General features: G+C 71.2%; 21 protein-coding genes, 1 pseudogene and 1 riboswitch. Of the genes and pseudogenes, 9 read left to right on the forward strand and 13 right to left on the reverse strand.

Features of this window, described 5'->3' with window-relative positions; genetic code table 11:
* Window positions 1-18: 18 nt before the first annotated feature.
* Window positions 19-192, forward strand: a complete 174-nt coding sequence (locus ABH920_RS09925) for a hypothetical protein (RefSeq protein ID WP_370348606.1) — start codon at window positions 19-21, stop codon at window positions 190-192.
* Between the two features lie 1,690 nt (window positions 193-1,882).
* Here ABH920_RS09925 and ABH920_RS09930 read toward each other — a convergent pair.
* The 3 genes and pseudogenes from ABH920_RS09930 to ABH920_RS09940 all read right to left on the reverse strand — a co-directional run.
* Window positions 1,883-2,083, reverse strand: a pseudogene (locus ABH920_RS09930) (cold-shock protein); the annotation flags it as partial.
* A 222-nt stretch (window positions 2,084-2,305) separates the two neighbouring features.
* Window positions 2,306-3,019: a DsbA family oxidoreductase gene (locus ABH920_RS09935; protein ID WP_370348607.1), complete on the reverse strand. Its 714-nt coding sequence runs from the start codon at window positions 3,017-3,019 to the stop codon at window positions 2,306-2,308.
* Window positions 3,020-3,206: 187 nt separating this feature from the next.
* Window positions 3,207-6,155 carry an AAA family ATPase gene (locus tag ABH920_RS09940; RefSeq protein WP_370348608.1) on the reverse strand — a complete coding sequence of 983 codons (2,949 nt, stop codon included), beginning with the start codon at window positions 6,153-6,155 and terminating at the stop codon, window positions 3,207-3,209.
* Between the two features lie 261 nt (window positions 6,156-6,416).
* Window positions 6,417-6,568: riboswitch (cyclic di-AMP (ydaO/yuaA leader) on the forward strand.
* An 11-nt stretch (window positions 6,569-6,579) separates the two neighbouring features.
* Here ABH920_RS09940 and ABH920_RS09945 point away from each other — a divergent pair.
* Window positions 6,580-7,563 carry a transglycosylase SLT domain-containing protein gene (locus tag ABH920_RS09945; RefSeq protein WP_370348609.1) on the forward strand — a complete coding sequence of 328 codons (984 nt, stop codon included), beginning with the start codon at window positions 6,580-6,582 and terminating at the stop codon, window positions 7,561-7,563.
* A gap of 89 nt (window positions 7,564-7,652) precedes the next feature.
* Here the strand turns inward: ABH920_RS09945 and ABH920_RS09950 are convergent, their stop codons facing one another.
* Complete coding sequence (locus tag ABH920_RS09950; RefSeq protein ID WP_370348610.1) at window positions 7,653-8,123, reverse strand: type II toxin-antitoxin system PemK/MazF family toxin; 471 nt, start codon at window positions 8,121-8,123, stop codon at window positions 7,653-7,655.
* Window positions 8,124-8,212: 89 nt separating this feature from the next.
* On the opposite strand from ABH920_RS09950, the gene ABH920_RS09955 reads away from it, so the two are divergent.
* The 4 genes from ABH920_RS09955 to ABH920_RS09970 all read left to right on the forward strand — a co-directional run bounded on the left by ABH920_RS09955 (window position 8,213) and on the right by ABH920_RS09970 (window position 13,148).
* The gene (locus ABH920_RS09955) at window positions 8,213-9,421 is read left to right on the forward strand and encodes a cation:proton antiporter (RefSeq protein WP_370348611.1); all 1,209 of its coding nucleotides are present in this window, start codon (window positions 8,213-8,215) and stop codon (window positions 9,419-9,421) included.
* A gap of 187 nt (window positions 9,422-9,608) precedes the next feature.
* Window positions 9,609-12,194, forward strand: coding sequence for an ABC transporter permease (locus ABH920_RS09960; RefSeq protein WP_370348612.1), 2,586 nt, complete (start codon window positions 9,609-9,611; stop codon window positions 12,192-12,194).
* Window positions 12,195-12,212: 18 nt separating this feature from the next.
* Window positions 12,213-12,518: a hypothetical protein gene (locus ABH920_RS09965; protein WP_370348613.1), complete on the forward strand. Its 306-nt coding sequence runs from the start codon at window positions 12,213-12,215 to the stop codon at window positions 12,516-12,518.
* 3 nt (window positions 12,519-12,521) lie between these two features.
* Window positions 12,522-13,148: a uridine kinase gene (locus ABH920_RS09970; protein WP_370348614.1), complete on the forward strand. Its 627-nt coding sequence runs from the start codon at window positions 12,522-12,524 to the stop codon at window positions 13,146-13,148.
* 32 nt (window positions 13,149-13,180) lie between these two features.
* Here the strand turns inward: ABH920_RS09970 and ABH920_RS09975 are convergent, their stop codons facing one another.
* Both ABH920_RS09975 and ABH920_RS09980 read right to left on the reverse strand, forming a co-directional pair.
* A complete protein-coding gene (locus ABH920_RS09975; RefSeq protein WP_370348615.1) occupies window positions 13,181-13,510 on the reverse strand; it encodes an SHOCT domain-containing protein in 330 nt (109 codons plus the stop codon).
* A gap of 161 nt (window positions 13,511-13,671) precedes the next feature.
* Entirely contained in the window at window positions 13,672-14,838 is a 1,167-nt protein-coding gene (locus ABH920_RS09980; RefSeq protein WP_370348616.1) for a M48 family metallopeptidase, read from the reverse strand.
* A gap of 154 nt (window positions 14,839-14,992) precedes the next feature.
* Between ABH920_RS09980 and ABH920_RS09985 the strand changes: the two genes are divergently transcribed.
* The 3 genes from ABH920_RS09985 (at window position 14,993) to ABH920_RS09995 (ending at window position 17,773) form a co-directional block, all read left to right on the forward strand.
* Complete coding sequence (locus tag ABH920_RS09985) at window positions 14,993-15,808, forward strand: ADP-ribosylglycohydrolase family protein (RefSeq protein WP_370348617.1); 816 nt, start codon at window positions 14,993-14,995, stop codon at window positions 15,806-15,808.
* Between the two features lie 150 nt (window positions 15,809-15,958).
* Window positions 15,959-17,140 (forward strand): alpha/beta hydrolase family protein, encoded by a 1,182-nt coding sequence (locus ABH920_RS09990; RefSeq protein ID WP_370348618.1) that lies wholly within the window; start codon window positions 15,959-15,961, stop codon window positions 17,138-17,140.
* Window positions 17,141-17,200: 60 nt separating this feature from the next.
* A complete protein-coding gene (locus ABH920_RS09995; protein ID WP_370348619.1) occupies window positions 17,201-17,773 on the forward strand; it encodes a DUF1707 domain-containing protein in 573 nt (190 codons plus the stop codon).
* Between the two features lie 6 nt (window positions 17,774-17,779).
* Here ABH920_RS09995 and ABH920_RS10000 read toward each other — a convergent pair whose 3' ends face one another.
* From ABH920_RS10000 to ABH920_RS10030, 7 genes are read right to left on the reverse strand one after another with little or no spacing between them, the layout of a single operon-like run.
* Window positions 17,780-18,403, reverse strand: coding sequence for an NTP transferase domain-containing protein (locus tag ABH920_RS10000; protein ID WP_370348620.1), 624 nt, complete (start codon window positions 18,401-18,403; stop codon window positions 17,780-17,782).
* Window positions 18,404-18,417: 14 nt separating this feature from the next.
* Window positions 18,418-19,536, reverse strand: coding sequence for an XdhC family protein (locus ABH920_RS10005; RefSeq protein WP_370348621.1), 1,119 nt, complete (start codon window positions 19,534-19,536; stop codon window positions 18,418-18,420).
* 2 nt (window positions 19,537-19,538) lie between these two features.
* Entirely contained in the window at window positions 19,539-20,645 is a 1,107-nt protein-coding gene (locus tag ABH920_RS10010; RefSeq protein WP_370348622.1) for a ring-opening amidohydrolase, read from the reverse strand.
* Between the two features lie 4 nt (window positions 20,646-20,649).
* Window positions 20,650-21,588, reverse strand: coding sequence for a carbamate kinase (locus tag ABH920_RS10015; protein WP_370348623.1), 939 nt, complete (start codon window positions 21,586-21,588; stop codon window positions 20,650-20,652).
* Between the two features lies 1 nt (window position 21,589).
* Entirely contained in the window at window positions 21,590-23,542 is a 1,953-nt protein-coding gene (locus tag ABH920_RS10020; protein WP_370348624.1) for a hydantoinase B/oxoprolinase family protein, read from the reverse strand.
* A complete protein-coding gene (locus ABH920_RS10025; RefSeq protein ID WP_370348625.1) occupies window positions 23,536-25,620 on the reverse strand; it encodes a hydantoinase/oxoprolinase family protein in 2,085 nt (694 codons plus the stop codon). The genes ABH920_RS10020 and ABH920_RS10025 overlap by 7 nt, the downstream gene beginning before the upstream one ends.
* Window positions 25,617-26,522 carry a carbon-nitrogen hydrolase family protein gene (locus ABH920_RS10030; RefSeq protein ID WP_370348626.1) on the reverse strand — a complete coding sequence of 302 codons (906 nt, stop codon included), beginning with the start codon at window positions 26,520-26,522 and terminating at the stop codon, window positions 25,617-25,619. Before ABH920_RS10030 ends, ABH920_RS10025 begins: the two co-directional genes overlap by 4 nt.
* Window positions 26,523-26,584: the final 62 nt, after the last annotated feature.

Below are 26,584 nucleotides of genomic sequence, written 5' to 3' on the forward strand. Positions count from 1 at the left end.
ACGCTGATCATCTAGCCGATGCCTGCCACACCCACCGTGCCCATCCATCGCCTGGCTCGCGATGCCGGCGTCGCCGCCCGACATCACATCAGCCCGCACGACATCCCGTGCACCACCATGACCGGCATTCTCGACGCCGCCAACGGCAACATCGAAAGGGCCCAGCGCTTGCAGAACCTACATGGGGTTTAAGGCGGAACTAGCTGACTGCGCCCTTTTGAAAGCGGAGGTCCTGGTAGCCGTACGGCGGGATGGACACGTTCAGAACGGCCGGTCTTGGAACCGCGGCCGGGACGGTAGGTAAAGCGGTGCCGTTCCAACCCCGGAGGTTGGTGTAGACGCCTGACGAGGGCGCGATCACTATCTGGACGATCTCCGTATTCGAGTTGTTCTGGAAGCGCAGGAGCCAGTTCGCGCAAGGCTCGCTAGGACTGCCTGACCATACGAACCTCCGGCCTGGACGACGGCCAGCGAGCCTCGCGGAGCTTCAGAGGAGGACACGGGCTAAGGAAGGGCGGACATTGCCGTCGACGTAGCCGAGCTCTCAGCCGCGCTGTCCGCACTACTCGCCCTCGACGCCTCTAGGGCACGAGTGCTGGTTGAAGAGCTGACGGCCATCGGTTCACCAACTGCCGCACTTCGGTCAGGAGAGCCAGCAAGAACCATCGCCAACGCCCCAATCGCAAGACCCAGCACGAGCACGATGACGCCGCCCAGCCACAGCGGGACCGCAATGGTTCGCTTCGGGACCAACTCACTCCCTTGATATCTCGGAAAGCACAGAATTTCGGCACGCCAGCGAACGTGTCGCCCTGTATCTGCTGCGGCTCAGCACGCGGGTGCCCATGACGCCATTCCGCGACATTCACTTACCTGGTTTCATGCGGCTCGGGGATCACTGCCCCACAACGATGCCCATGGAATCACATACCCGTCCAGCCCTCACGCACCATCGGGCGCCTCGAAGACGCCTTCAGGTCCGATGCCTGCGTCGTCCATGCCTCCCCGTAGGGAACCAAGACGAGCCGTGCTGGGCCTTGCCATGCAGGCCGTAATCAATAGCCGACTACCGTCTGGCGCGTGACCGAGCCACACTAGCGCTTCATCGCTCAATTACCGGTTGAGCCCTCTGATCCCGAGCGGCCCCGTCCTGATACGCCTGAAGTGCCTCTATGACCATATCCGGGTTCACAAGCAGGGGGTTGCGCTGGAGATGAGCCATCTCGTCGTAAGTAAGATTCCGCACTATCGGAACACCCCGACGCTTGATTATTAGCAAGGACCCAATCTGGAGAAGCGCCTCGTTCTGATCCCTGATGGACTCCAACGTCTTCGCCACCGCCTCAGCTTGCGTCGCGTTGACCTCAGCCTGAGGCTTGTCGAGCAGACCCAGCTCAAACGCCCGTTCAACACGACGTAGTCTGTCCTTGACCTCCCGCGAAGTCAGCGCTTCTTTAGACCGCACCAGCTTGAGCCGCAGCCATGACCCAATGATCGGGTGCCCGGCTGTCTCATCGACAAATCCAAACGATTCCAGCAAGCGCTGGATCGCTTCCTCGACCTCCGTCCCATCCGTCCCATGGCCGAGGTAGATCGATACGGGGAGAAACCGCTGAGCGACGTGGGTCTCAGGGGCGATGCCACTCTCACGAACGCTGAAGACCACTGGTCTGCTGGAAGGCTCGGCCAGCGCGAGTCCCTGCGCGTCCATCAGGCAATCCCATGCTTCGGCACGTGCTTTCCGAGCCTCGCGGGCCGCAGTTTCAGCGGCGGAATCCTCGGGTGGTGGTCCGCTGTCGGAACCTGGTGAGGCCGGTCCGGATACTCCCCCTGTCCAGGCGTAGATGCCACCACCTGGACTTCCGACGTGACCACCTCCGACCGATACAAGACGGACCATGTCGGCCTGAGGACCCTTCTGCCCCTGCGAGATCTCGAATTCGACCCGCTGCCCCTCCTCCAGGCTGCGATAGCCCTCCATCTGGATCGCGCTGTAGTGGACAAACACGTCCCCACCGCCGTCCACCGCGATAAAGCCGTAGCCCTTCTCCGCGTTGAACCACTTAACCGTTCCCTGAGCCACGCCTGCCTCCTGTCCCCCATCACGATCAGCGCTTGCAAACGCGTGCCGCAGAACACTGTTTCACTAGCCGCCGTGCCGCACAATGCGGACGAAGTGGATCATTCGTGCAGCGGTCACAGTGTCCGTCCACGAGGAATGACATGGTGCCGATGACGGTCGACGGACCATACGCAAGATGCCCCTCCCGACGGGGAGGGGCATCTTTGTGAACTCTGTTGCGGGTTACGGGATCTCACACCCGTCCGGCCCGCACACCGCGCCATCCGGCGCGGCCTCGCCGACGACCTTCAGCGCCGGCGTCTGCGCGGCCCACGCCTCCTGCAGCGCCTGGGTGAACACCTCGGCGGGCTGGCCGCCGGAGACGCCGAACTTGCGGTCCAGCACGAAGAACGGCACCCCGTTCGCGCCCAGCGCCTGCGCCTCCTGCTCGTCGGCGCGGACGTCGGCGGCGAAGGCGGTCGCGTCGGCCAGCACCGCGCGGACCTCGGTCTCATCCAGGCCGGCCTGGACGGCCAGCTCGACGACCCGCTCGTCGTCGAAGACCGAGCGCTCCTCGGCGAAGTTGGCGGCGTAGGCCAGGTCCAGGAGTTCGTTCTGCTTGCCGCGGGTCTTGGCGAAGTGCAGGACGCGGTGGATGTCGAAGGTGTTGCCGTGGTCGCGGCCCTCGGCCAAGTAGCCCAGGCCGGCGTCGGCGGCGTTCGCCGCGACGCGTGCCTCGGCCTGCTTGGCCTGCTCCAGGCTCATCCCGTACTTGCTCGCCAGCATCGGGAGGACCTGGACCGTGTCGCCCTTGGCGCGCTGCGGGTCCAGTTCGAAGGAGCGGAAGACCACCTCGACGTCGTCCTTGTGGTCGAAGGCCTGCAGGCCCTGCTCGAAACGCGCCTTGCCGATGTAGCACCAGGGGCAGGCGACGTCACTCCAGATCTCGACGCGCACGGCGGTTCACTTCCTTATTGCTAGGGGCGGTCACTACTGGCGGTTCAAAGTTGAGATGCGGGCCCGGAGGGGGTTGGGGCCCGCACGCTTTGTTCAACGGTGAACTACCTCGTGGAATTCCGCGCCGCCACGTGACCCGAGCCACGTGACTCGGGCCACATAACCCGAGCGCGCTTCAGCCGCTCCGTCAGACGTGCTCCACCCGCGCCACGGGTTCGGCGCCGGCCAGTTCGGCGCGGCTGCTGACGCCGAAGCGGCGGAACAGGCGGGTCAGGTTGCCCTCGACCGCCTTTACCGAGACCTGGAGTGCGGCCGCTATTTGGCGGTTCGTCGCGCCGGAGCGGACCAGTTCGACGATCTGGCGCTCGGTTGCGCTCAGGGGTTCGGCCGGGGTGTCCAGGCGGGCCAGGCGGCCTTGGACGAAGCGGAGCCAGGGGCCGCAGCCGGCTGCGGCGTAGGCCGTCGCCGCCGATTCCCAGGCGGTGCGGGCGGCGGCGCGGCGGCGGGCGCGGCGTTCCAGTTCGCCGAGGGTGACCTCGGCGCGGGCTATCTCCAGGGGGTAGGGATGCTCGGCGGGGATCGCGGCGCGGAGGCGGTCGGCTGCTTCGCGGGCGTCGGCGGCCAGGCCGTGGCGGAGCAGGCGGGCGCGGGTCAGGCCGAGCTTCACCACGTCGCGTTCCAGGCGGCGCGCTGCTTCTTGTGCCTCGTCGAGAATGCGGTCGGCGGCGGAGAAGGAGCCGCAGCGGGCCAGGGTCTCGGCGAGGTCGGCGTCGACGAGGAACGTCGCCGGGTCGACCATCCCCACGTTGCGCATCAGGGTCCTGCCGCGCGCGAGGTGGTGCGCGGCCTGGGACGAGCGGTCCAGCAGGAGTTCGGCGCGGCCCAGGAAGGCGTGCGCGTAGCCGGTGAACTCCGAGTCGCCGGACGCCGTGCCCGCTTCTATCGCGCGCTGGGCCACGTCGACGGCGGCCTCGGCGCTGCCGTTGGACAGCTCCGCCGCAGCGGCCAGGATCAGCGCCTGCACGCTGGAGGACCCGGTCTCGGCCCGCAGCCGGCTGCCCAGGAGCGCCGCCTCGTGCGCCTGGCGGCACTGGCCGGCGCGCTCGTTGACCGACGCCACCAGGTGCAGCACGTCGCCGAGGTCGCGCAGCCGCCCGGCGCGCTCGACGTCGGCACGCAGCCGGGCCGCGGTGGCGAGGGCGTCCGCGACGTCGCCGCGGCGCAGGAACCAGATGATCAGGGACTTGCGGACCGCGATGGACGGCAGGGTCAGGTCGCCGCCCAAGCCCAGGGCCTCCGCCTCCTCCAGCGACTCGATGGCCCGCTCGGGGTCGGTCTGGATCTCGGTCGGCACGCGCATCGCGATCGACTCCGCGCGCAGATTGCGGTCGCCGGTGGCCAGGGCGTACTCCTCAGCACGCGCCAGAGCCGTCAGCGCGGCTTCGACGGAGCCGGAGCGGAAGGCGTGGTCGGCACGCTGGAGACTGACGCGCGCCTGGAGGTCGGGACGCCCGGCGGCGTCCGCCTCGGCGGCTTCGAGCAGGGCGGCCTGCGCCGATATGTCGTCGTCGAGCTCGACCAGGAGCAGCCGCGCGCCGACGCGGCATGCCGGGTCCGGGCCCGCCGCGACGGCCTCGGCGGCTTCCCGGGCCTGGCGCGGCAGCCCGGCGTCGAAGGCGGCGCGGGCGGCTTCCAGGAAGCGGTGCGCGGCTTGGACCGCGGCGGCCGGGCCGGTGTCGCCGCTTGTGTCGGCGCCGGTGTCGCCGCTTGTGTCGGCACCCGTTTCAGAGCCCGAGTCAGCCTCCGCCGATGCCGCGCTGCCATTCGCCAGCGCTTCGCCGACTTCCGTGGTCGCCGACGACGGTTCGGTGGACACCGCGTTTGCCGAGGACGCCGACAAGCTGTCGGTACCATTCGCCGCCGTCTGCTCGGCAGGCGTCCGCTCGGCAGGCGTCCGCTCGGCCGCCATCCGGTACAGCTCCGCCGCCGTCCCCGGCGCCCCGCGGTGCACCGCGATCCGCGCCGCCCCCTCCAGCTCCGCGGCCAGTTCCTCGGTCGCCTCCGACGTCGCCAGCGCGTGGTGCCGGGCCCGCTCCAGCGGGTCGTCGTGCGCCTGCGCGAGCTTCGCGTGGCACTCCTGGCGGGCCTCGATGTCAGCGTCCGCATACACGATCTCGCGCAACAACGGATGAGCGAACCGCGGCTCCAGGTCCCGTCCCGACACGATGATGCCCGAGGCCAGCGCCTGCGACAGGCCCCACTCGTGGCCGGCCAGCAGCTCGCGCGGCGGTCGCGCGGCCGTCGAGATCAGCAGCAGCGCGTCGCGGGCGGCCTGCGGCAGCGCGTGCAGGCGGTCGGCGAGCAGGCCGCGCAGCCGCTCGGGCACCAGCAGCGGGTCGCCCTGCTGCACCACGACCCCCGATCGCAGTGCGGCACGGCCCAACTCCAGCGCGTAGAACGGGTTGCCGCCGCTCGCGTCCCGGATCCGCTGCGACAGCTTGTCCGTCGGGCGCAGCCCCAGCCGGGTCCGCAGCAGCTCGGAGACCACCGGACCGGGCAGGTTGCCCAGCGCGATCTCGACGGCGTCCTCCGGCAGGAGTCCCCACCACGTGGGCTCCTGCCCCTCCGACAGGCGTTCGGCGGCCAGCACCCGCACCCGGCTGCCCTGGCGCCGCCGCACCGCGAAGGCCAGCACCTCGGCGGTGGCCGAGTCCAGGCAGTTCACGTCGTCGAGGATCAACAGGACCGGACGCTCGGCGGACAGCGCCCGCAGCGCCTCGACCACCGCCACGCGGATCGCGAGCTGGTCGGTGGCCGCGCCGTCCGGCACCGAGCGCATCAGCACGCCGTCGAAGGCGGGGCGCAGGTGGTACGGGACGACTTCGGGCTGGGTGGCGACGGCGTCGGAGAACAGGTCGTACAGGCCCAGATACGGCAGCCACGACTCGGCCGCCGCCGAGGCGCTGCGCAGCACCAGCTGCCCGGCGGCCGCGCACGCCGAGCCGATCGCGTCCAGCAACGCCGATTTGCCGATCCCGGCCGGGCCGCTGACCAGGACCCCGCCGCCGGCGGCCAACGCCGCCATGCATTTCTCGAGCGTCTGCTGCCGGCCGAGTATCGCTGGTGCGTCCTTCACGCAAGGAAGTGTCCTCCCGTGCGCGGCCTATTGGCGAGTCCGAAGTACCGGATCGTGCACGGAGCGTCTCTGACGTGCGGCGAAATACCTTATGTCCGATTCCTCCGGCTATCCCCCCGGCAAATCAATCACTGGATATAGAAGATGCAGCTACCTAGCGCGTTGTTATCTTTTCGTGACCATCTCAGCGTGCTTTTCCCGGGGTCCGCCCGCTACGGTCGCAGACCAGGCACGCCGGTCCTAGACCCGGAAAACGGGACACCGGCGCCTACGCCGAATCCCAAAAGCGCGCAAAGCGCCGGACGGGAACCGGGGACCCACGTCCCAATGGGGTGAATCCGCTTCCGAAGTGGTAGGGCAGCCTCTTTCGCCCGAACCCGTCAGCTAACCCGGTAGGCGGTCAAAGAGGAAGAACACAACGTACATGCGCACTCCCCTGGTGCTCGGCCGCCGTTCCCGCGGCCTGACCCTGACCGCCGCCGCCCTCGGCGCGGTCGCCGTCCCGTCCCTCGCCTCGGCGGCCCCCGCCATGGCCGCGGCCCCCCACGCCGCTCCCGTCGCCGCTCCGGCGCTGGTCCCGGCGCTGGTCCCGGCTCCGGCCTCGGCCGTGGCCGCCGCGGTCGCCGCCGCCGCTCCGGCTCCGGCGCACGCCGCCCCGGTCGCCGCCGCCGCTCCGAAGGCCGCGGTCGCTCCGAAGGCCGCGGTGGCCCCCAAGGCCGACGCCCCGCAGGCCGCGACCTACACCGTGCGCGCCGGCGACACGCTGTCCGGTATAGCCCAGGCCAAGCTCGGCGACGGCAGCAAGTACCCGGAGATCTTCAAGCTCAACACCGGTAAGGCTCAGGCCAACGGCGGGCGCCTGCAGGACCCGAACCTGATCCTGATCGGCTGGGTCCTGAACCTGCCGAGCGCGAACGGCGCCGCGGCCCCGGCCGCGACCACCTCGAACCAACCGGTCATCGAGTCCGCCCCGGTGAAGGCGACGCAGTCGAGCCAGTCGACGCAGAGCACGCAGACCCAGACCCAGAGCTACCAGAGCTCCTCGGCGTCCACCGGCTCCTACGCCAACAACCTGGACGGCTGGATCAAGCAGGCCATCTCGATCCTGAACTCCAACGGTTACTACGTCTCGTACAACGCGATCTACCAGACCGTGATGCACGAGTCGGCGGGCAACCCGAGCGCCACCAACGGCTGGGACTCCAACGCCGCCGCCGGCCACCCGTCGATCGGCCTGATGCAGACCATCTCCCCGACGTTCAACGCCTACGCGCTGCCGGGCCACGGCAACATCTACAACCCGGTGGACAACATCATCGCCGGCGTCCGCTACGCGGCGGCCACCTACGGCTCGCTGGACTCCGTCGTCGCCGCGCGCTGCGGCGGCTCGTGCTGGTACGGCTACTAAGCCGTAGTAGTTCTCCCTGGGTGAGAACCAAAAGCCCCCGAGCGGTGATCCGCTCGGGGGCTTTCCCCTGGTAGCCCTCTGGTAGCCCTCTAGTAGCCCTCGCCGGTCCAGCCGTAGCGCTTGTGCAGGTGGCCGACGACGTTGTCGAAGTCGCCGCGGTCCAGCGCGTGCCCCTCGCGGCGGATGCCCTCGGGGTGCACCCGCACCACGCGGTCGATCACGGCCCAGGACTCGCGGGCGTCGCGGTCCCACTCGCCGGTGCCGACGCTCACCCAGTTCTCGGCGTCCGGGTGCCACTTGCTGGTCAGCTTGACCGCCAGGAAGTTCCCGGTCGCCTTGCCGCGGGCCACCAGGAGCACCGGGCGGTCCTTGCCGCGGCCGTCGTGCTCCTCGTAGGGGACCCAGGTCCAGACGATCTCGCCCGGGTCCGGGTGGTGGTCCTCCTCGGGGGTCCACTCGGTGTGGACGACGCCGATCTTGTGCGGGTCGATCTCGATCGTGTCAAAGGGCGGGAACCGGCCGGGCGAGTTCCCCCACTGGTCGTGCTCATGCTCTGCCATGGCGCCGAACTATGCCAAAAGAGTGAGCGGGGCCGCCAACCGCCTTGAGCTCCGTCCCCCCGCACCGCAGGGCCCGGACAATCCCCTGTGTGACGACGCACTCCCTGGGGACCCTGGTCCTGGTCGCGATCATCGCGGTCCTGTCGCCGCCGCTGGCCGATCTGGCCGGCCGCCGGGCGCCGGTGCCGCTGGTGGTCTTCGAGATCGTGCTCGGCATCCTGGTCGGCCCGGACGTGCTGGGCTGGGCCCACGACGACGACTACGTGCACGCGCTGTCGCAGTTCGGCCTGGCGATGCTGTTCTTCATGGCCGGCTACGAGATCGACTTCGCGCGGCTGCGCGGCGGTCCGCTGAACCGCGCGCTGGCCGGCTGGGCGGTGTCGGTGGCGCTCGGCGTCGGGCTCGGCGTGCTGGTGGCGCCGACGGCGAAGAGCGGGGTGATCGTCGGCATCGCGTTGAGCACCACCGCGCTCGGCACGATCCTGCCGGTGCTGCGCGACGCCGGCGAGGTCGGCACGCCGCTGGGGAACGTGGTGATGGCGGTCGGCGCGGTCGGGGAGTTCGCGCCGATCATCGCCATGACCCTGTTCCTGGACGGCCGCAAGCCCGGCGAGGCGATGGTCTACCTGACGGCGTTCGCACTGATCGCCGGGGTGGGCATCGTGGTGGCGGTGCGCGGCGAGCACGCGGCCGTGAACCGGCTGGCCGACCTGACCATGGAGACCTCCGGGCAGTTCGCGGTCCGGCTGGTCATCGCGCTGCTGATGCTGATGATCGGCGCGACCGTGGCGCTCGGCGTGGACATGCTGCTCGGCGCGTTCGCGGCCGGCGTGATCATGCGGATCCTGTTCCACAGTGGCGACCCGGAGCGGACCGAGCGGGTCACCGCGAAGCTGGAGGCGGTCGGGTTCGGGTTCCTGATCCCGGTGTTCTTCATCGAGACCGGGATCGGCTACGACCTCAAGGCGCTGACCTCGAACTGGGCCACGCTCGGACTGGTGCCGCTGTTCCTGGGGCTGTTCCTGGTCACGCGCGGTGTACCGAGCTTCCTGACCGCGCCGGACGGGGTGAGCGCGCGGGGGCGGTGCGCGATCGCGCTCTACGCGGCCACCGGCCTGCCGCTGATCGTGGCCATCACCGCGATCGGGGTGGACCGCGGGACGCTGAAGGCCTCGACCGCGGCGGCGATGGTCGGGGCGGGGATGCTGTCGGTGCTGCTCTATCCGTTCCTGGCACTGAAGACGAGCGGGGACACGCGGGCTCCGCAGGGGCGGCAGGAGGCAGCCGAGAGCTGGTGACAGTTGCTGGTAACGGCGCTGGTGACGGCTCCGATACGGCGACGATACGACTGCGGTCTGTACACCCGTGGTCTGATACCGGCGGTGCGAGAACCCGCCCTTAGTCCGATGCGCGCCCGGCGCCCGGCACGCCAGGATAGTTACGATGATCCAGACCTGGAGAAGTGAACCGACCTAGGAGGTGCGCATGCCGAAGGTAGTGCTGGCCGGGCTGCGCGCCGACGCGGTGCGCCTGGCCCTGACCTGTCTGTCGATCGTGCTGGGCATCGCGTTCGTGACCGGGACGTTCCTGCTCTCGGGGTCGATCAACCAGGCCTTCAACTACGGGTACGCGCGCGCCGCGCAGAACGTGGACGTGGCCGTGCAGCAGACCGGCTCGGCCGTGTACGCCAACACCACGGCGCCGCCGACGCCGCCGTCGCTGCTCACGCCGTCGGTCGTGGACCGGATCCAGGCCCAGGTCGGCTCCGGCGCGGTGGTCAGCGGCCAGGTCAAGGGCCCGGCGCCGCTGCTGGACGCGAACGGCCAGGCGATGCGCACCGACGGGCTGACCGGCAACGCCGTCGCCTTCCCGGCGGATCCGGCGCTGTACCCGGGCAACATCATCGCCGGCACCGGGCCGAAGGGCCCGGACGACGCGGTCGTCGACAAGGACACCGCCGCCGAGCACAAGCTCCAGGTCGGGCAGACGATCCGGGTCGTGGACCACGACTCGACGGTGCGCAGCTTCCGGCTGGCCGGGATCGCCGAGTACGGCGTCGACAACCGCGCCAACGGCTGGACGCTGGTCGGGCTGCTGCCGCAGGTGGTGCTCCAGGTCACCGGCAAGGCCAGCTACGACGAGATCGACCTGCACGCCCGCGGCGGCGTCTCGCAGCAGCATCTGGCCTCGCAGGTGAGCTCGGCGCTCGGCGGCCAGCCGCAGTTCACGGTGCTGACCGGCACCCAGTACACCAAGGCGGTGCTGGACCACCGCGCGTCGATCGCCGGGAACGTGCCGCAGATCCTGGAGGTCTTCGGGGCGGTGGCGCTGCTGGTCGCGGCGTTCGTCATCTACAACACGTTCACGATCCTGGTGGCCCAGCGGATCCGGCAGGTGGCGCTGCTGCGCTGCATCGGCGCCGGCAAGGGGCAGGTGTTCGGCGCGACGGTGGCCGAGGCGGCGCTGGTCGGGCTGGTCGGCTCGGCGCTGGGGGTGCTGGCCGGGATCGGCGTGGCGCAGGGGCTGCACGCGGTGGTCGCGGCGGTGAGCTCGACCAAGCTGCCGCCGGGCGGGATCGTGGTGTCCGGCGGGGTGATCGCGCTGGGGATGGCGGTCGGGTTCGTGGTGACCATCGTCTCGGCGGTGCTGCCGGCGCGCGCGGCGACGAACGTCCCGCCGATCGAGGCGCTGCGCACGCAGCAGGAGGTGAAGACCACCTCCGGCCGGATCGGGCGGACCCGGGTGCTGGTGGCGGTGGCGCTCGGGGCGGTCGGGATCGTGCTGACGGTGCTCGGCACCGGGCAGGGCGACCTGCTCGGCGGGGTGAAGCTGATCGGAGGCGGCGGCGGCCTGGTGTTCGCGGCGCTGATCGTGGCCGGGCCGCTGATCGTCGGGCCGATGATCTGGGCCCTGGGCTGGCTGCCGGGGCGGTTCTTCGGCACCCCGACGAAGCTGGCCGGCTCCAACGCGCGCCGCAACCCGGGCCGGGTCGCGGCCACCACCGCCGCGCTGACCATCGGCGTGACGCTGATGTCGCTGTTCACGGTGACGCAGGACTCGGTGACGGTGACGCAGTCGCAGTGGATCGACTCGCACAATCCGTACGACTATTCCGTGGACCCGCCGGGCTCCGGGCAGACGGTGCCGTTCCAGGTCGCCGACCAGCTGCGCGCCAAGCCGCAGCTGGGGCACGTGGCGGCGCTGGACGGGACCAAGGCCTCGCTGAACGGCACCTCGGTGGACGTCGGCGCGGTGGAGTCCTCGGCGTACGGGACGCTGTTCAAGCCGGTGGTGAAGTCCGGCTCGCTGGCCGACTTCGGGCCCGGCACGATCGCGCTGTCGAACGAGACGGCCGCCGCGCAGCACGTGAAGGTCGGCGACACGATCACGGTGCAGTCGCCGCAGTCCGGCCCGGTGACCGGCCGCGTGGCCGTGATCTACCAGGTGTTCACCGGGCACGGCATCGACTGGTACGACGTCCTGCTGCCGCGCGCGCAGTTCCTGGAGACGTTCAAGCCGCTGGGCGACACGCAGGTCCGCATCCTGGCGGCGCCGGGTGTGTCGACGGTCGATTCGAGGGCGGCGGTGGACTCCGTGGTGTCGCAGTACCCGTTCCTGCACACCGGGAGCCTGGCGGAGAAGAAGAACTCGCTGACCGGCAGCGCGGACGCGACGCTTCAGCTGTTCACCGCCATGCTGGGCCTGGCGGTGGTGATCGCGGTGCTCGGCATCGCCAACACGCTGTCGCTGTCGGTCGTGGAGCGCACGCGCGAGTCGGCGCTGCTGCGGGCGCTGGGACTCTCGCGCGGGCAGCTGCGGCGGATGCTGTCGGTGGAGGCGGTGCTGATGTCGGCGGTCGGCGCGCTGATGGGAGTGGCGCTGGGAGTCGGGATCGCCGGCGCGCTGGAGTCGCTGATCGGGCGGGTCGAGGGCGGCGCGGTGCTGTCGGTGCCGGTGTTCACGCTGGTCGGCTACGTGGCGCTGGCCGCGGTGGCGGGGCTGGCGGCCTCGGTGCTGCCGGGGCGGCGGGCGGCTTCGGTGTCGATCGTCGCGGCGATCGCGGATTCGTGAGAGCTGAGAGTGCGGGGCGTGGCTCGCATGCAGGACGCGGCACGCGCGCGGGGCACGGTGCGCACGCGGAGCGCGGTGCGCGCGTTGGGCGCGGCACGCACGCCGAGCACGGCACGCACGCCGAGCACGGTGCGCACGCCGAGCACGGTGCGCACGTTGGGCGCGACACGCGCACCGAGCGTGGCACGCATGCGGGACGCGGTGCGCACACCGGGCGCGGCACGCACGCGGAGCACGATGCGCACACCGGGCGCGGCTGCTCGGATTCTTCAGGCACACGGCGGCGCGGACAGGCGCTACGAGCTGACATCCCGGGGGTGGTGAGTGATGCGGGCTGAACCCATCTCACCGGAGCGCCTGGCCGAGCGGATCGCCGACCTGGTGACCGCACACGCGCCGGATCCGTGGACGCGGCTGGCGATCGATGGCGCCCCGGGTTCCGGCACCGCCGAGGTGGCGGCGGCGGTCGGTGAGCTGCTGACCGATGCGGGGCGTCCCGTGCTGCGGGTGTCGGCGGGCGACTTCCTGCGTCCGCGGTCACTGCGGTTGGAGCACGGGCGCGAGGATCCCGATGTGTTCTATGCCGAGTGGCTGGATCTGAAGGGGCTGCGCCGCGAGGTCTTCGATCCGCTGGGGCCCGGGGGTTCGGGGCGGGTGCTCCCCACGCTGTGGAACGCCGAGCGCGATCGCGCCAGCCGTGCCGAGTACGTCGAGCTGCCGCCGGGTGCGGTGCTGATCGTCGAGGGCACGTTCCTGATGGGCATCGGGTTGCCGTTCGACGTGGAGGTGCACCTGTGGCTCTCCGCCGGCGCGCTCAGGCGGCGGACGCCCGAGGCCATGGCCTGGACGTTGCCCGCCTACAAACGGTACGAGGCCGAGGCCGATCCATCGCGCGCCGCGTCCCTGACGGCGCGGATGGACGACCCTCGGCATCCCGCTCTGCTGTACTTCTGATCCAGCTGTCCTGCTGACTCCGTCCTTCTCTTCTAACCCGGCCGTTGTTCCGTCGGCGGATCCGGAAGCGTCGGTGGTTCCGGAGGTGGGGGTGGAGCCGGCGGCTCGGCTTGCCCCGCCATCGGCTGGTCCCCACGCAGCACCCCGAGCCTGGCTCGGTACTCGTGCTCGTCGATCTGCCCGTGGGCGAACCGTTCAGCCAGGATCTGCTCGGCCGGGACCGTCCCCGTCCCGCCTTCGCGCCACGGCGGCGAACCGCCGTGAACCCTCATCGCGCCCTGCGTCGTCACCGATCCGCGGTGCGTGAAGCTGCGCACCAACCACACGACCGCCATGATGACCAACGCCCAGAGCGCGACCATGAACAGCACCCAGAGCAACCAACCACCCCAACCGAGGCCCTCATGAACATGGCGTCCGGGACCGTACCAAGGTCCGCGATACATGGGCCTCCACCTCCTTCTGCTTTCCGCATACGCTCTGTGTCCCACCTCCAAGGTGCGCTCGGATCCTTAGACCGGGCTTAAAGGGGCTTAGGAATAGAGACACCTGTTTCCGCAGCCCAGCGGCGTGCGTGCGCGATGCGTTCAGGGATCGGCGGGTGCGTGTAGCGCATCAGGACCTCCCAGCGGCGGGGGTCCAGGTCGGCGATGTTCTGGACGGCGAGCGCGCGCTCCATGCGCACGATGGTGTCGGGGTCGCGGAACAGGTCGAGCGCGTAGCCGTCCGCGCGGGCCTCGACGTAGCGGCTGTACGCCAGCCCCCACGGCTCCCCGACCAGCCCGATCACCACCAGCACCGCCCGCAGCAGGGCCTGCGAGCGCGGATCGGCGGCGCGGTGCACCCCGGCCGCGTCCAGCAGCGGCGACCAGTGCAGCGCCGCCGCCAGGACCGCGACGCCCAGCGCCGCGCCGACCGCGCCGAAGACCGTGCCGGCCGGGACGTCGCGCCGGGCGGCGTGCCCGAGCTCGTGCGCGGCGATCGCGGCGACCTCGTCGTTCTCCAGGCTGTCGGTGGTGGTGTCCCACACGACCAGGCGGCGGGTCTTGCCGAAGCCGGAGACGTACGCGTTGGCGGCCGTGGTCCGCCGGGAGCTGTCGCTGACCAGGATCTCCTTGACCTGCACGCCGGACTGCGCGACCAGCGCCATCAGCCGATCCCGCAGCGCGCCCTCGGGCAGCGGCTTGAACTTGTTGAACAGCGGCTCGATCAGCACCGGCATCACGAACGAGCCGAGGACCGCGAACGCGGCGGCGGCCAGCGCGGCCCAGACCCACCAGGCGCCGCCGGCGTGGCGCATCAGGAAGTAGAAGGCGCCGACCGCCGCGGCGGTGAGGACCGCGCCGATCACGAAGCCCTTGGCGGTGTCGGCCGCGAACAGGCCCCAGCCCCGCTTGGACAGGCCCCAGCGCCGGCTGACCGTCTCGCTCCACATGCTCAGCGGGACGCGGAGCACCAGCCCGAGCAGCGACAGCGCGACGCTGCCGAGCAGCGCCCTGGCCACCCAGCCGCCGCCACCGAGGTCCCCGGCCGCCCGGACCAGCCCCGCGCCGGCCGGCGTCAGGCCGAGGACCAGCGGGACGGCCAGGCCGAGGACGGTAGAGACGAGGCGCAGAGGACGGACCTCGCGCTTGTAGGCGCGCGAGCGCTCGATCTGCTCCGGCGTGAAGTCCTGGGCGACGTTTTCCACGTGTCCAGTCTGCTCCGTACCAGTACGTTGAGCGCATGTCCGACGCTCACGAAACAGGGGATGCCGCGGCCGCTTTCGCCAGCCTGCGGGGCTTGGCGCTCGGCGACGGGTTCGGGAACGCTGGTTCTTCCACCAGCGGCAGGAGGCGGAGGAGATGATCCGCCACCGAACCACGCCCGGCGACAAGCCGTGGAACTGGACCGACGACACCGCCATGGCGCTGGCGCTGGTGCGGGTGCTGACCGAACTCGGGCAGGTGGAGCAGCAGGAGCTGGCGACGTCGTTCGCGGAGATGTACGCCGCCGACCCGCACCGGAGGTTCGGGCGCGGGATGCGCCAGCTCCTGCCGAAGCTCGGCGAGGATCCGGGGAACTGGGCGACGTACGCGCGGACGCTGTTCAACGGCGAAGGGAGCCTGGGGAACGGCGCGGCGATGCGCGCGGCGCCGCTGGGAGCATGGTTCCGGCGCGATCCGGAAGCGGCGGTCGCGCAGGCGGCACTGGCTGCGGAAGTCACGCACGCGCATCCGGAGGGGATCGCGGGTGGGGTGGCGGTCGCTGCGGCGGCGGCTTTGGCGGCGGGGGCTTCTGACGCGCCGGGGTCCACTCCGGCGCCGACGCCGCATGTCTTCCTGACGGCGACCGCGGAGCTGACCCCGGCCGGCGTGATCCGCGACGGCTTGCTGCACGCCGCCGAGCTGCCGCCGGACACGCCGGTGTCGGAGGCCGCGCGGGTCCTCGGCAGCGGCGAGCGGATCCGGGCCAGCGACACGGTGCCGTTCGCCGTCTGGACCGCGGCGCATCATCTCGACAGCCTGACCGACGCGTTGTGGACCACGGCCGACGGCTTCGGCGACGTGGACACGACGTGCGCCATCACCGGCGGGATCGTCGCGGCGCGGACCGAGTTGCGCGGGGTGTCGGCGCGCTGGCTGGAGTTGGTCGAGGCGCTGCCGGAATGGGTCGGGTAGCGGCCGGCGAACAGCGCGATCAGAACGCGCGCCGCGTGTCTACCATCCCCCGGGCGGATGAGGCACCTCCGTCCCGAGGATGACAGGGTTCGAAGATTACCGTCCGCAGGCTGATTCGGGCGGCGGCGCCGCCGATCTAGCGTCGAAGGCATGGCATTTCATCGTCGTACCAGCATCACCGCCGTCCTGGCCCTCGCGGCGTCGGTCGCCACGACCGGCGCCGCCGTGGCCGCGACCGCCACGCCGTTTCCGGCCTCCGCGCGGGCCAGCGTGCTCGCCTCGGTGACCCCCGCCGCGGCCTTCCAGGGCTCGCTGCCAGCCCCGACCGGGCGCTTCGCCGCCGGTGAGGACGTCATCCACCTCACCGACTGGGGCCGGCCCGATCCGTGGGTCCCGGCGGCCGGGCCCCGGCAGCTCACCGTGTCCATGTTCTATCCCGCCGTCGCCGGGACTGGGACTCAGGCCCCTTATATGACGCTCGCCGAGGCGGCCGGCTTCATCCAGTACCGGGTGCCGGCCGGGACCGGCGTCACGGCCCAGGAGCTCTCCGATGTCACCACGCACGCCTACGACGGCGCGCGGGCCGTGCACGGCAAGTACCCGCTCGTCGTGCTCTCGCCCGGGTTCGAGAACCCGCGCACGACACTTACCTCGCTGGCCACCGAGCTGGCCAGCCACGGGTACGTCGTGGCGCTCGTCGGGCACACCTACGAGGACAGCGGGGAGACGCTGGCGAACGGCCAGACGCCGCCGTGCGCGATCTGCGACGGCAGCAGCCCGACCGCGCCGTCGCCGGACCAGATCACCGCCAGCCGCGCGAAGGACGTGTCCTTCGTCATCGACCAGCTGACGCACGGCGACTGCGCCTGGCGTCTCAGTGAACTGATCGACAAGCGCAGCATCGGCATGGCCGGGCACTCGATCGGCGGGGCGGCGACCGTGGACACCATGCTCAGCGATCCGCGGGTGCTGGCCGGCGTCAACCTGGACGGCACCTTCTTCCCGGTCCCGGCGGCCGGGAAGATCACCCGTCCGTACCTCATGATGAGCCACGGGCTCCAGGACCCGACCTGGATCCAGACCTACGCGAACCTCGGCGGCTACAAGCGCTGGCTCTACGTCGACGGCTCCGACCACGCGACCTTCACCGACATCCCGATCCTGGCGCAGGAGGCCGGACTGCCCGGGCAGCCGCCGATCGACCCGCTGCGCGGCGCGACGATCACGCGGGAGTACGTGACGGCGTTCTTCGACCAGTCGCTGAAGGGGATCCACCAGCCCCTGCTCGACGGCCCGACGCCGGGCAACCCGGACGTGCAGTTCGAGGGCTAGGCTCTGTCCCAGGAAAGGTTGCGGGGGCCTCGCTGGGGCCGGACCGGTTGGGGGAAGTGCATGAGTGACGACCGCGATGTCCGCGCGGACGGTGACAAACGGCAACGCCTGCGCGCCTCCGACTCCGAACGGCAGGCGGTCGTCGAGGTGCTGAAGCAGGCCCTCGACGACGGCCGGCTGAAGATGGACGAGTACGTCGAGCGGATGGAGAAGGCCTACGAGGCCGTCACCATCGCGGATCTGGAGCTCCTGCACGACGACCTGCCGGTCGGCGTTCCCGCGCCGACACGCGCGCCGGCAGCTCCGCCGCCGGCAGCGGCCCCGCAACCGGTGTACATCGTGAACACGCCGCCGCCGGCCCCGCCGCCGACTCCGCACCCGGGCGTCCGCGGCGCGTACGTCGACCTGCCGGGCGGCCTGAAGGTGTTGTGGACGCTCTGGTTCGCCGCGGTGGCGATCAACATCGTGGTGTGGGTGCTGGTCGGGCTGACGACGGTGTCGTTCCCGTATCCGTGGCCGCTGTGGGTGGCCGGGCCGGCCGGGGCGGCGCTGTTCGGGATCTCGGCGCCGGTGGTGCAGTCGCGGCGGGCGCGGTGGGAGCGGCAGCGGCGGCAGCTGCCGCCCAACGGCTGAGGCGGGTCACGGACTGAGACGGCGTAGCGCTTCGACGGTATCGACGTCGTCAGGACGGCCGGTGTCGGTACAGTCCACGGTGACGACGTCCGAGCGCGAGGCGAGGAAGTCGCGGGCTCCGGCGTCGCCGGTCAGCGTCGGAAGCAGGTCGGCGACGGCCTCGCGGCCGAACAGGACCGGATGCGCACGACGGCCTTCGTAGGCGGCGACGGCGATCGGCGCGCCGTCGCGCCAGGCCTCGGCGAGGCGCTGCACGGCCTCCGCGCCGATGAGCGGCTGGTCGACGAGCGTCACGACGACCGCCTCGGCGTCGCGCGCGGCGGACAGGCCGGCGCGGAGCGAGCTGCCCATGCCGGTCTGCCAGTCGGGGTTCAGGACGAGGATCGCGTGATGTACGGCGCCGACGTCGAGGGCGCCGACCACGACGAGGACGCGGTCACAGCCGCCGGCGACGAGCGTGGCCACGGCGCGGTCGACGAGGCGCTCGCCCTGGAAGCGCGCGACGGCCTTGCCGCCGCCGAAGCGGGTGGCGGCGCCGGCGGCCAGGACGATGCCGGTGATGCGGGAAGGTCCGTGGTGGCCGGGTAGGCGTCTGCGGGACGTGGCGGTCACCGGCGAATCAATGCTCATCGAAAAATCGTCGTTCATCGGTGAATCCGTCCCCTCGTCCGCCGCAGCGGCTCCCCACTCCCCCGCCGCCGCGCCGCGACCAGCTCCGCCGCGATCGACACCGCGGTCTCCGCCGGGGTCGAGGCGCCGAGGTCGAGCCCGATCGGCGCGGCGAGACGGGCGAGTTCGTGCTCTGTGACGCCCGCGTCGCGCAGCCGCCGCTCGCGGTCCTCGCACGTGCGCCGCGAGCCCATCGCGCCGACGTAGAGCGCCGGCGAGCGCAGCGCGATCTGGAGCGCCGGCACGTCGAATTTCGGGTCGTGGGTCAGCACGCAGATCGCCGTCCGGGCGTCGATCGACGTCACGGCCAGGTACTTGTGCGGCCAGGCGACCACGACCTCGTGCGCGTTCGGGAAGCGCTCGTTCGTGGCGAACACCGGCCGCGCGTCGCAGACCGTCACCCAGTAGCCGAGGAAGCGGCCGACGGTCGCCAGTGACGCCGCGTAGTCCAGGGCGCCGAGGATGATCATCCGTGGCGGTGCGGCCATCACGTTGAAGAACACTGTCACGCTGTCCGGCTCGTCCCACGCCGCGACCCCAGCCGCCGGTGCCGGACACCCGTCCAGCCGGTACCGCCGCAGCGCCGGCTCCCCCACGTCCACCAGCGCGTCGGCGTCCCGCGCGACCGCGTCGGCCAGCGCCTCGTAACCGTTGGCGCGCAGGACGTCGCCGTGGTGCAGCCCCACCAGCTCCGGCGGGCCGGCGGTGACCGTGACCACCGCGGCGCCGGCGCCCTGCTCGACCGCGTCGTGCACGCGGTCCAGGTGCGCGGTGGCGGCCGTTCCCGGCTCGACGAACACCGACAGGGTGCCGCCGCAGGTCAGGCCGACCGCGTCGGAGTCCTCCAGGCCGTATGTGTGCAGCCGGGGCCGGCCGTCGGCGAGGACTTCCGCCGCGGCCTCGATCACCGCCGCCTCGACGCAGCCCCCGGACACGCTGCCGACCACCTCGCCCGGCACGCCGCCGGTCATCCGCACCGCCATCGCCGCGCCGAGTTCGCGCGGCCCGCCGCCGTCCGCGGCCACCACGGTGGCCAGGACGAACGGCTCCCCGGCGGCACGCCAGGCGAGCAGGGTGGGCAGCAGGTCACGCACGATCAAGCACCCGGGCCCACGTCCACGATCGCCGCGACCGGCCCGCCGCCGTCCGGGCCCTGATGCGCGGCCGAGACCGAGACGAAGACCGCCGGGTCGCCGGTCACCGAGGCCGCGACGCCGCCGACGCAGGCCTTGATCTGCCGGTGCCAGTGCACGTCGGAGTCGTCGAGCATGGCGTTGCGCCGGCCGCGCACCATCCCGTCGGTGCTGGCCTCGCACTTGAGGAACACGTTCACCAGCCGGCCGTCCAGGTCCGACGAGCGCGGCCGCTCCGGCAGGTCCAGCCCGGCCGCGCGGATCGCGTCCCAGATGCCGTCGGCGTCCAGGGCGTCGGTCATCACCGAGTGCCCGATGCGGTAGCGGCCGCCGACGCCGGAGGCGTTGCCGACCACGACGACCTGCGCGCGGTCCAGCTCCACGCCCGAGGAGCACGAGGCCACCGACGAATACAGGGCTCTGTCATGCAGCACCGCCTCGTCCGAGGGCATCTCCACCTCGCCGAGCGCGACCGCGATCCCCAGTGCCGTGCAGCCGTTGGACAGGTCCATCGACTCGTGCGTCTGCTCGGTCCACACCGAGTTCCCACGCGCCTTGGCCTCGCGGATGGTCTGGATCGTCAGCAGCGGGGTCTTGGTCTGCACGTAGTGCACGTCCGCGGGGTCGTCGATGCCGGCCCGCTTCATCGCCTCGTGGACCGCGTCGGCGACCTTCGTGATCATCGCCGACCGGCCGATCTCCTCGGGCAGCAACGGCTCGCTCATCGCGAACCCGACAGTCAGCCGCGGCTCGTCACAGGGCTCTGCGTCGGTCGTGGCGAAGACGGTCGCGTGCGGCGAGAGCACCCCGTCCGTCCCGCCGGACCACACGATCGGCACCAGCGCGACCTCCGCCTCGCTGCGCGTCCCGAGCCGCACCAGCGTCTCGCGGAACGCGCGGTCGGCGATGATGCGCGTGTAGTCGTTGACCCCGCCGTTGCCCTCGGTCTTGCCGACGACCGCCACCACCCGGTCGGCCTCGACCACCCCGGCGGTGATCAGCTCGGCCAACCCGGACGCATCACTGACGTGCCGCAACGGCACCTTCCGGACCTCGATCGCCTCAGGCAACTCTTTACTCCTTCTCCACTACAGTTCCGGCTTCCCCAAGAACGGCTTCACGAATACATCCCAACGCGGCGACGACGGCCCGCCGCCCGCCGCCCTCGACGAAGCGGCACGCCGCCTCCGCCTTCGGCGCCATGCTCCCGCCCCCGAACTCCCCCGCCGCCAGATGCGCACGCAGATCGGCGACGCCGATACGACGCAGGGCCCTGGCATCGGGCGCGCCGAAGTGCAGGAACATGCTGTCCACGTCGGTGGCGACGACCAGCTGGTCGGCACCGACGGCCCGGGCCAGCAGGACCGCCGAGAGGTCCTTGTCGATGACGGCCTCGACGCCGACCAGAGCTCCGGTCGACGCCTCACGCGTCATCGGGATCCCGCCGCCACCGCAGGCGACGACGACGTACCCGGCGTCGAGCAGCGCCGTCGCGGCGGGGGCGTCCAGGATCTCCAGCGGTTCGGGCGAGGCGACCACGCGCCGCCAGCCGCGCTCGCCGCGATCCTCCCAGGTCTGGCCGTGGGCGATCATCGCAGCAGCCTGATCTTCCGGCAGGTAGCGTCCGACCGGCTTGGTGGGTTTGGTGAATCCGCGGTCGTTCGCATCGACCAGCGTCCGGGTCACGACCGCCGCGACCGGCTTCGCGATGCTCCGCGCGGCCAGCGCGCCCTCCAGTGCGCTGACGATCACGAACCCGAGCGTCCCCTGCGTCTGCGCGCCGCACCAGTCGAGCGGCACCGGCGGCACCACGTGCGCGGCCAGCTCGTTCTTCACCAGCAGGTTGCCGACCTGCGGCCCGTTGCCGTGCGTCAGCACCACCTCGACGCCGTCCGCGACGAGATCCGCGACCGCCTCCATCGCCACGCCGACCGCCGCGATCTGGTCCTCGGGGCGTGCGCGGCCGTCCGGCGCCGTCATGGCGTTGCCGCCCAACGCGATCAGGGTCCGCATGTCACAGCCAATCGCAGTAGGCCGACGTCGCGCCGTGCGCCAACCGCGCGAAACCCGGGCCGCGGTCGAAGAAGGGGAGCGAGCCGCGCGTCGCCCGCATCGTCGCCCGCAGGTCCTCGGTGGCTGCGGTGTCGACGTCGAAGCCCGCGCCGGCGTCGAGAGCGGCGCCGGATTCGCCGAAAGCCGTGGTCCCGTCCCTGAAACTGTCCGCACGATCCAAGCCGTAGGCGACCTCAAGGGCGTCGGGTCGGGCGCTCGGCGGCACCGAGGCCATCACCACCCCGTAGTCCCGCAACGCCCCCTCGACCGACACCTTCCCCCATCGCAGATCCCTGACCACGTCCTCGACGGGCCGCTCCAGCGGATCGCCCCACCCGCCGCCGCCGGTCGTCCGGATCCGGATGACCTCCCCGGCGCCCACCGGCTCGGCGTCCGCCAGCGCGTCGACCACCCGCTCGTCGGGCCCGCCGGGATCGATCACCACCTCGAACGGCCGGCCGGCCCGGCCGCCCTTCACGCCCCAGCAGGCCAGGATCGAGCGGTCGGCGATGCTCATGAAGTCCGCGTCCCGCAGCATCCTGATCTGCTTCTCGTAGCCGAGTCCGCCGCGGAAGCGCCCGGGACCGCCGGAGTCCACCGCGAGGCCCAGCTTCTCCACCCGGAACGGCCAGCGTGCCTCGGCGAACTCCACCGGGATGTTGCGCGAGTCCGGGACCACGTGGATCGTGTCCTCGCCGTCGGCGTAGTAGCGCCCGCCGGAGCCGCCGCCGAGGACTTCGCGCATGAGATACGGCAGGCCCTCGGCGTCCAGGCCGTAGACGCCGGTGTAGCGGATCGTCTCCTGGTCGGCGGGCATGCGGCCGTCCACGGCCTTGGCCAGCGCCCCGGAGAGCACGCCGAGCAGCCGCAGGATCACGAACGTGCGCGCGTTCGTCGGCGCCGGGAACACCGGCGTCAGCAACGTCCCCGGCGGCGGGAAGCGCATCTCGATCAGCGGCACCACGCCCTCGTTGACGTCCAGCTCGGCCATCCGCTCCGGGCTGTCGGCGAGGTTGCGCAGCACCGGCGCGAGCCACTTCTTCAGGAAGTTGCCGTCCGCGTAGTCGCCGCAGTGGTTGATCGGCCCCTTCGCCTGCGGCCCGGTGCCGTCGAAGTCGATGACCAGCCGGCCGCCGTCCTCCGGCAGCTTCGTCACGGTGATCCGCTGCCGGTGCAGCCGCGGCGCGTCGACGCCGTCGTGCTCGGCGTAGTCCTCCCAGGTGTAGGAGCCGTCGGGGATCTTCGCCAGCACCTCGCGGCGGAAGGTCTCGGTGGTCAGGTCGATGATGGCGTCGAAGCACTCTTCGACGGCCGGGCGTCCGTAGCGCGCGAACACCTCGCCGAGCCGCCGCGCGCCCATCAGGCAGGCCGAGCACTCCGCGTCCAGGTCGGCGGCCAGCGAGTCCGGCATCCGGGAGTTGCGGGTCATGATCTTCAGTGCGGCCTCGTTCGGCACCCCGGCGTCCCACAGCCGGATCGGCGGCACCATCAGGCCCTCTTCGAAGACGCTGCGCGCGCCGGAGGGCATCGATCCCGGGCACGCGCCGCCGATGTCGTCGTGGTGGCCGAAGGCCTGGACGAAGGCGGCGACGGCGCCGTCGTGGAAGACCGGCACGGTGACGCACAGATCCGGCAGGTGGCCGATGCCGCCTTCGGAGAGGTAGACGTCGTTGTGGAAGAAGACGTCGCCGGGGCGCATCGTGTCCATCGGGTAGTCGCGGACCACCGGATGCACCAGGGCCGAGTAGGAGCGGCCGGTGAGCTTGCGCAGGCGCGCGTCGTGGATGCCGACGCGGAAGTCGTGGGCGTCGCGGATCATCGGGGAGCGCGAGGTGCGGGCGATCGCGGTCTCGACCTCGCGCTCGACGGAGGCCAGGGTGCCCTCGACGATCTCCAGCAGGACGGGGTTCAGCATGCGCGGTCCTCCTGGGTCAGCAGCAGATTGCCCCAGCGGTCCACGTCGCAGACGAATCCGGGATGCACGGGCACGGTCGAGCCGTACTCCTCGATGACGGCGGGGCCCTCGACGCGGTCGCCGTGTCTCAGGGTTCTCCGGTGGTGGATGGCTGCCGCAACCGGTGCGTCGTCGAACCAGACCTGGCGGACTCCGGCCGGTTCGGGTGATCCGTCGGTCCGGGCCGGCACCTCGCTGATGTCGGGGCGCCTGATCGGCCCGATTCCGGTGACGCGGAGGTTCACCCATTCCACGACCTGGCGGTCGTCGTCGCGGAAGGAGTATCCGTACATACCTTCGTGGGCGGCGTGGAAGGCTGCCACCACGCTCTCGGCGGCGAAGTCTCCGTCGGGTACCGGGACGCGGACTTCGTAGGCCTGTCCGAAGTAGCGGAGGTCGGCGCTGCGCTTGAACACCTGCTCGGGCTCCTCGAAGCCTTCGGCGTGGAGCGCTTGTGCCGCGCTGGCTTGGAGGTCGCCGAACAGGGTTCTTACTCGCTCCACGTCGATGCGGTCGTGGCGGCGGACGTGGGTCTGCACGTAGTCGTTGCGGACGTCGACCGTGAGCAGCCCGAACGCCGAGACGTTGCCGGGGTCCGGCGGTACCAGCACCCCGCGCACGCCGAGGATGTCGACAAGACGACAAGCCAACAATGCACCGGAGCCACCGAAAGCGGTCAGCTGGAAGTCGCGGACGTCCAGCCCGCGCTTCACCGTCACCTGTCGCAGGGCATTGGCTTGGTTCCACGCTGAGATCTCCAGGATCCCGGCCGCGACCGCTTCCTCGGTCATGCCGAGCTTGCCGCCAAGCCCGGCCAGGCCCGCGCGGGCCGCCTCGCGGTCCAGTGGGACCTCGCCGCCGAGCAGCCCGGCGGGGATGCGGCCCAGGACCAGGTGCGCGTCGGTGACCGTGACCTCCGTGCCGCCGCGGCCGTAGCAGACCGGGCCGGGATCGGCGCCGGCCGAGCGGGGACCGACCTTGAGCGTGCCCTCCGGGGACAGCCAGGCGATCGAGCCGCCGCCGGCGCCGACCGTGACGACGTCGATCATCGGGATCTTCGACGGGTAGCCGCCGACGCCGCCCTCGGTGGTGACGGCCGGCTCGCCGTGCAGCACGACGGCGACGTCGGTCGAGGTGCCGCCGCCGTCGAGGGTCAGGATGCGGTCGAAGCCGGCGTGCGCGGAGATGAGGGCCGCGCCGAGGGCTCCGGCGGCCGGTCCGGACAGGACGGTGGTGACCGGTTGGCGGATGACTTCCTCGGCGGACAGGACGCCGCCGTTGGACTTCATGACGTAGAAGGGGATGCTGCGAGCGTTGTCCGGTAAAGGATTCGGCACGGGATTCAGCGCGTCGAGGCGGGCGCGGATGCGGCCGACGTAGCCGGACACGGTCGGTTTCACGGCGGCGTCTACAAGCGTGGTCATCGAGCGCTCGTACTCGCGGTATTCGGGCAGGACGTCGGAGGATATCGACACCGCGGCCTCGGGGAACTCCGCTTCGAGGACGTCGCGCATCGCTTGTTCGTGTTCTGCGTTGGCGTAGGAGTGCAGGAAGGACACGCCGATGGAGCGGACACCTGCGGCTTTGAGGTGGCGCGCGGCTTCTTTGGCGTCGGCGGTACTGAAGGCGCGGACTTCTTGGCCGTCGGCGTCGAGGCGTCCTCCGACGCCGCGGACCAGGTCGGCGGGGACGATGCGGGGCGGCTTGACCCAGAAGTAGCTGTTGCCGTAGCCGTCGGGGACGGACTGGCGGGCGATCTCCAGCAGGTGTTCGAACCCTGCGGTGGTGATGAAGCCGAGCCGGTCGACCTTGCCCTGGAGGAGTTGGTTGGTGGCGACGGTGGTGCCGTGGCTGACGACGGCGATGTCCTCGGGGGCCGCGTCCAGGAGTGTCAGGGCTTTGCGGACCGCAGCGATGAAGCCCTCCGAGGGGTCGGCGGGGGTCGAGGGGACCTTGCCGGCCACTGCCCGGCCGGTCTGGTCGTCGATCGCCACGACGTCGGTGAACGTCCCGCCGGTGTCGATGCCGATCCGGATCATGCAGCGCCCCCGGATTCTCCGAGGCGGAACGGTGTCCGCGCCTCGCTGATCAGGTCCTTCTGGTACTTGTCGAGCAGGTGCAGGTTGCGCTCGGCGAGGTGGTCGAAGGTCTGCGCGCGGTCGGAGCCGGGTGTCAGGGTCCGCATGGCGTCGGCGGGATCCAGGCGTGCGGCGACCCAGCCCTCGTGCGAGGCGGCGCGGGCCACGACCTCGGCGATCGGCGTGACGATGAGGGAGTTGCCGAAGTAGTGGACGCCGGCCGGGTCGGTGCCGGTGGCGTTGGCGCCGATGACGTAGACGTGGTTGTCGTAGGCGCGGGCCCGGGTAGTCAGTTCCCAGATATCGGCCGAGCGGAGAAGGGCCGAAGGCCGGCAGACGATCTCGGCGCCGCGCACCGCCTGGATGCGGAAGAGCTCGGGGAAGTCGCCGTCGAAGCACACGGCCAGGCCGATGCGGCCGAGATCGGTGTCGACGACGGTGACGGAGTCCCCGGGCGTGACCCACTTCGTCTCGCCGGGAAAGAGGTGCGTCTTGCGGTAGACGCCGCGGATGTCGCCGGCGGGGTCGATGAGCAGCGCGGAGTTGTAGACGACGCCGCGCTCCTCGCCGCGCTCGTAGGTGCAGTGCACGACGTGGACGCCGAGGCGCCGCGCGGCCTGCTGCACCGGCTCGGTGGTCGGACCGGGGACGGGGCTCATCAGGTCCCAGAGTTCCTCGGCCGGGATGCCCGGTGTGAAGCCGGTGGTGACGGCCTCGGGCAGGACGAGCAGTTCGGCGCCGGTCGCACCGACGCAGCGCTCGATGAGCTCGACGGCGCGGTTCAGGTTCTCCGCGACGCTGTTGGCGGTGAGCGGGCCCGGGTACGGCGCGAGTTGGAGGGCGGCGGCGGTCAGCGGACGCATGGGACGGCTCCGGGGGTTCTGGGGCGAAGCGCTTCAGCGGGAGCCATGGCGCGGTGAGTACC

The organism is Catenulispora sp. EB89 (assembly GCF_041261445.1).
Lineage (GTDB): Bacteria > Actinomycetota > Actinomycetes > Streptomycetales > Catenulisporaceae > Catenulispora.

Bases quoted from the DNA above. Each gene is read 5' to 3' on its own strand.
- ABH920_RS09925 (WP_370348606.1), top strand. From the start codon at position 19: ATGCCTGCCACACCCACCGTGCCCATCCATCGCCTGGCTCGCGATGCC.
- ABH920_RS09945 (WP_370348609.1), top strand. From the start codon at position 6,580: ATGCGCACTCCCCTGGTGCTCGGCCGCCGTTCCCGCGGCCTGACCCTG.
- ABH920_RS09950 (WP_370348610.1), bottom strand. From the start codon at position 8,123: ATGGCAGAGCATGAGCACGACCAGTGGGGGAACTCGCCCGGCCGGTTC.
- ABH920_RS09960 (WP_370348612.1), top strand. From the start codon at position 9,609: ATGCCGAAGGTAGTGCTGGCCGGGCTGCGCGCCGACGCGGTGCGCCTG.
- ABH920_RS09970 (WP_370348614.1), top strand. From the start codon at position 12,522: ATGCGGGCTGAACCCATCTCACCGGAGCGCCTGGCCGAGCGGATCGCC.
- ABH920_RS09975 (WP_370348615.1), bottom strand. From the start codon at position 13,510: ATGGTCGCGCTCTGGGCGTTGGTCATCATGGCGGTCGTGTGGTTGGTG.
- ABH920_RS09985 (WP_370348617.1), top strand. From the start codon at position 14,993: ATGATCCGCCACCGAACCACGCCCGGCGACAAGCCGTGGAACTGGACC.
- ABH920_RS09990 (WP_370348618.1), top strand. From the start codon at position 15,959: ATGGCATTTCATCGTCGTACCAGCATCACCGCCGTCCTGGCCCTCGCG.
- ABH920_RS09995 (WP_370348619.1), top strand. From the start codon at position 17,201: ATGAGTGACGACCGCGATGTCCGCGCGGACGGTGACAAACGGCAACGC.
- ABH920_RS10000 (WP_370348620.1), bottom strand. From the start codon at position 18,403: ATGAGCATTGATTCGCCGGTGACCGCCACGTCCCGCAGACGCCTACCC.
- ABH920_RS10015 (WP_370348623.1), bottom strand. From the start codon at position 21,588: ATGCGGACCCTGATCGCGTTGGGCGGCAACGCCATGACGGCGCCGGAC.
- ABH920_RS10020 (WP_370348624.1), bottom strand. From the start codon at position 23,542: ATGCTGAACCCCGTCCTGCTGGAGATCGTCGAGGGCACCCTGGCCTCC.
- ABH920_RS10025 (WP_370348625.1), bottom strand. From the start codon at position 25,620: ATGATCCGGATCGGCATCGACACCGGCGGGACGTTCACCGACGTCGTG.
- ABH920_RS10030 (WP_370348626.1), bottom strand. From the start codon at position 26,522: ATGCGTCCGCTGACCGCCGCCGCCCTCCAACTCGCGCCGTACCCGGGC.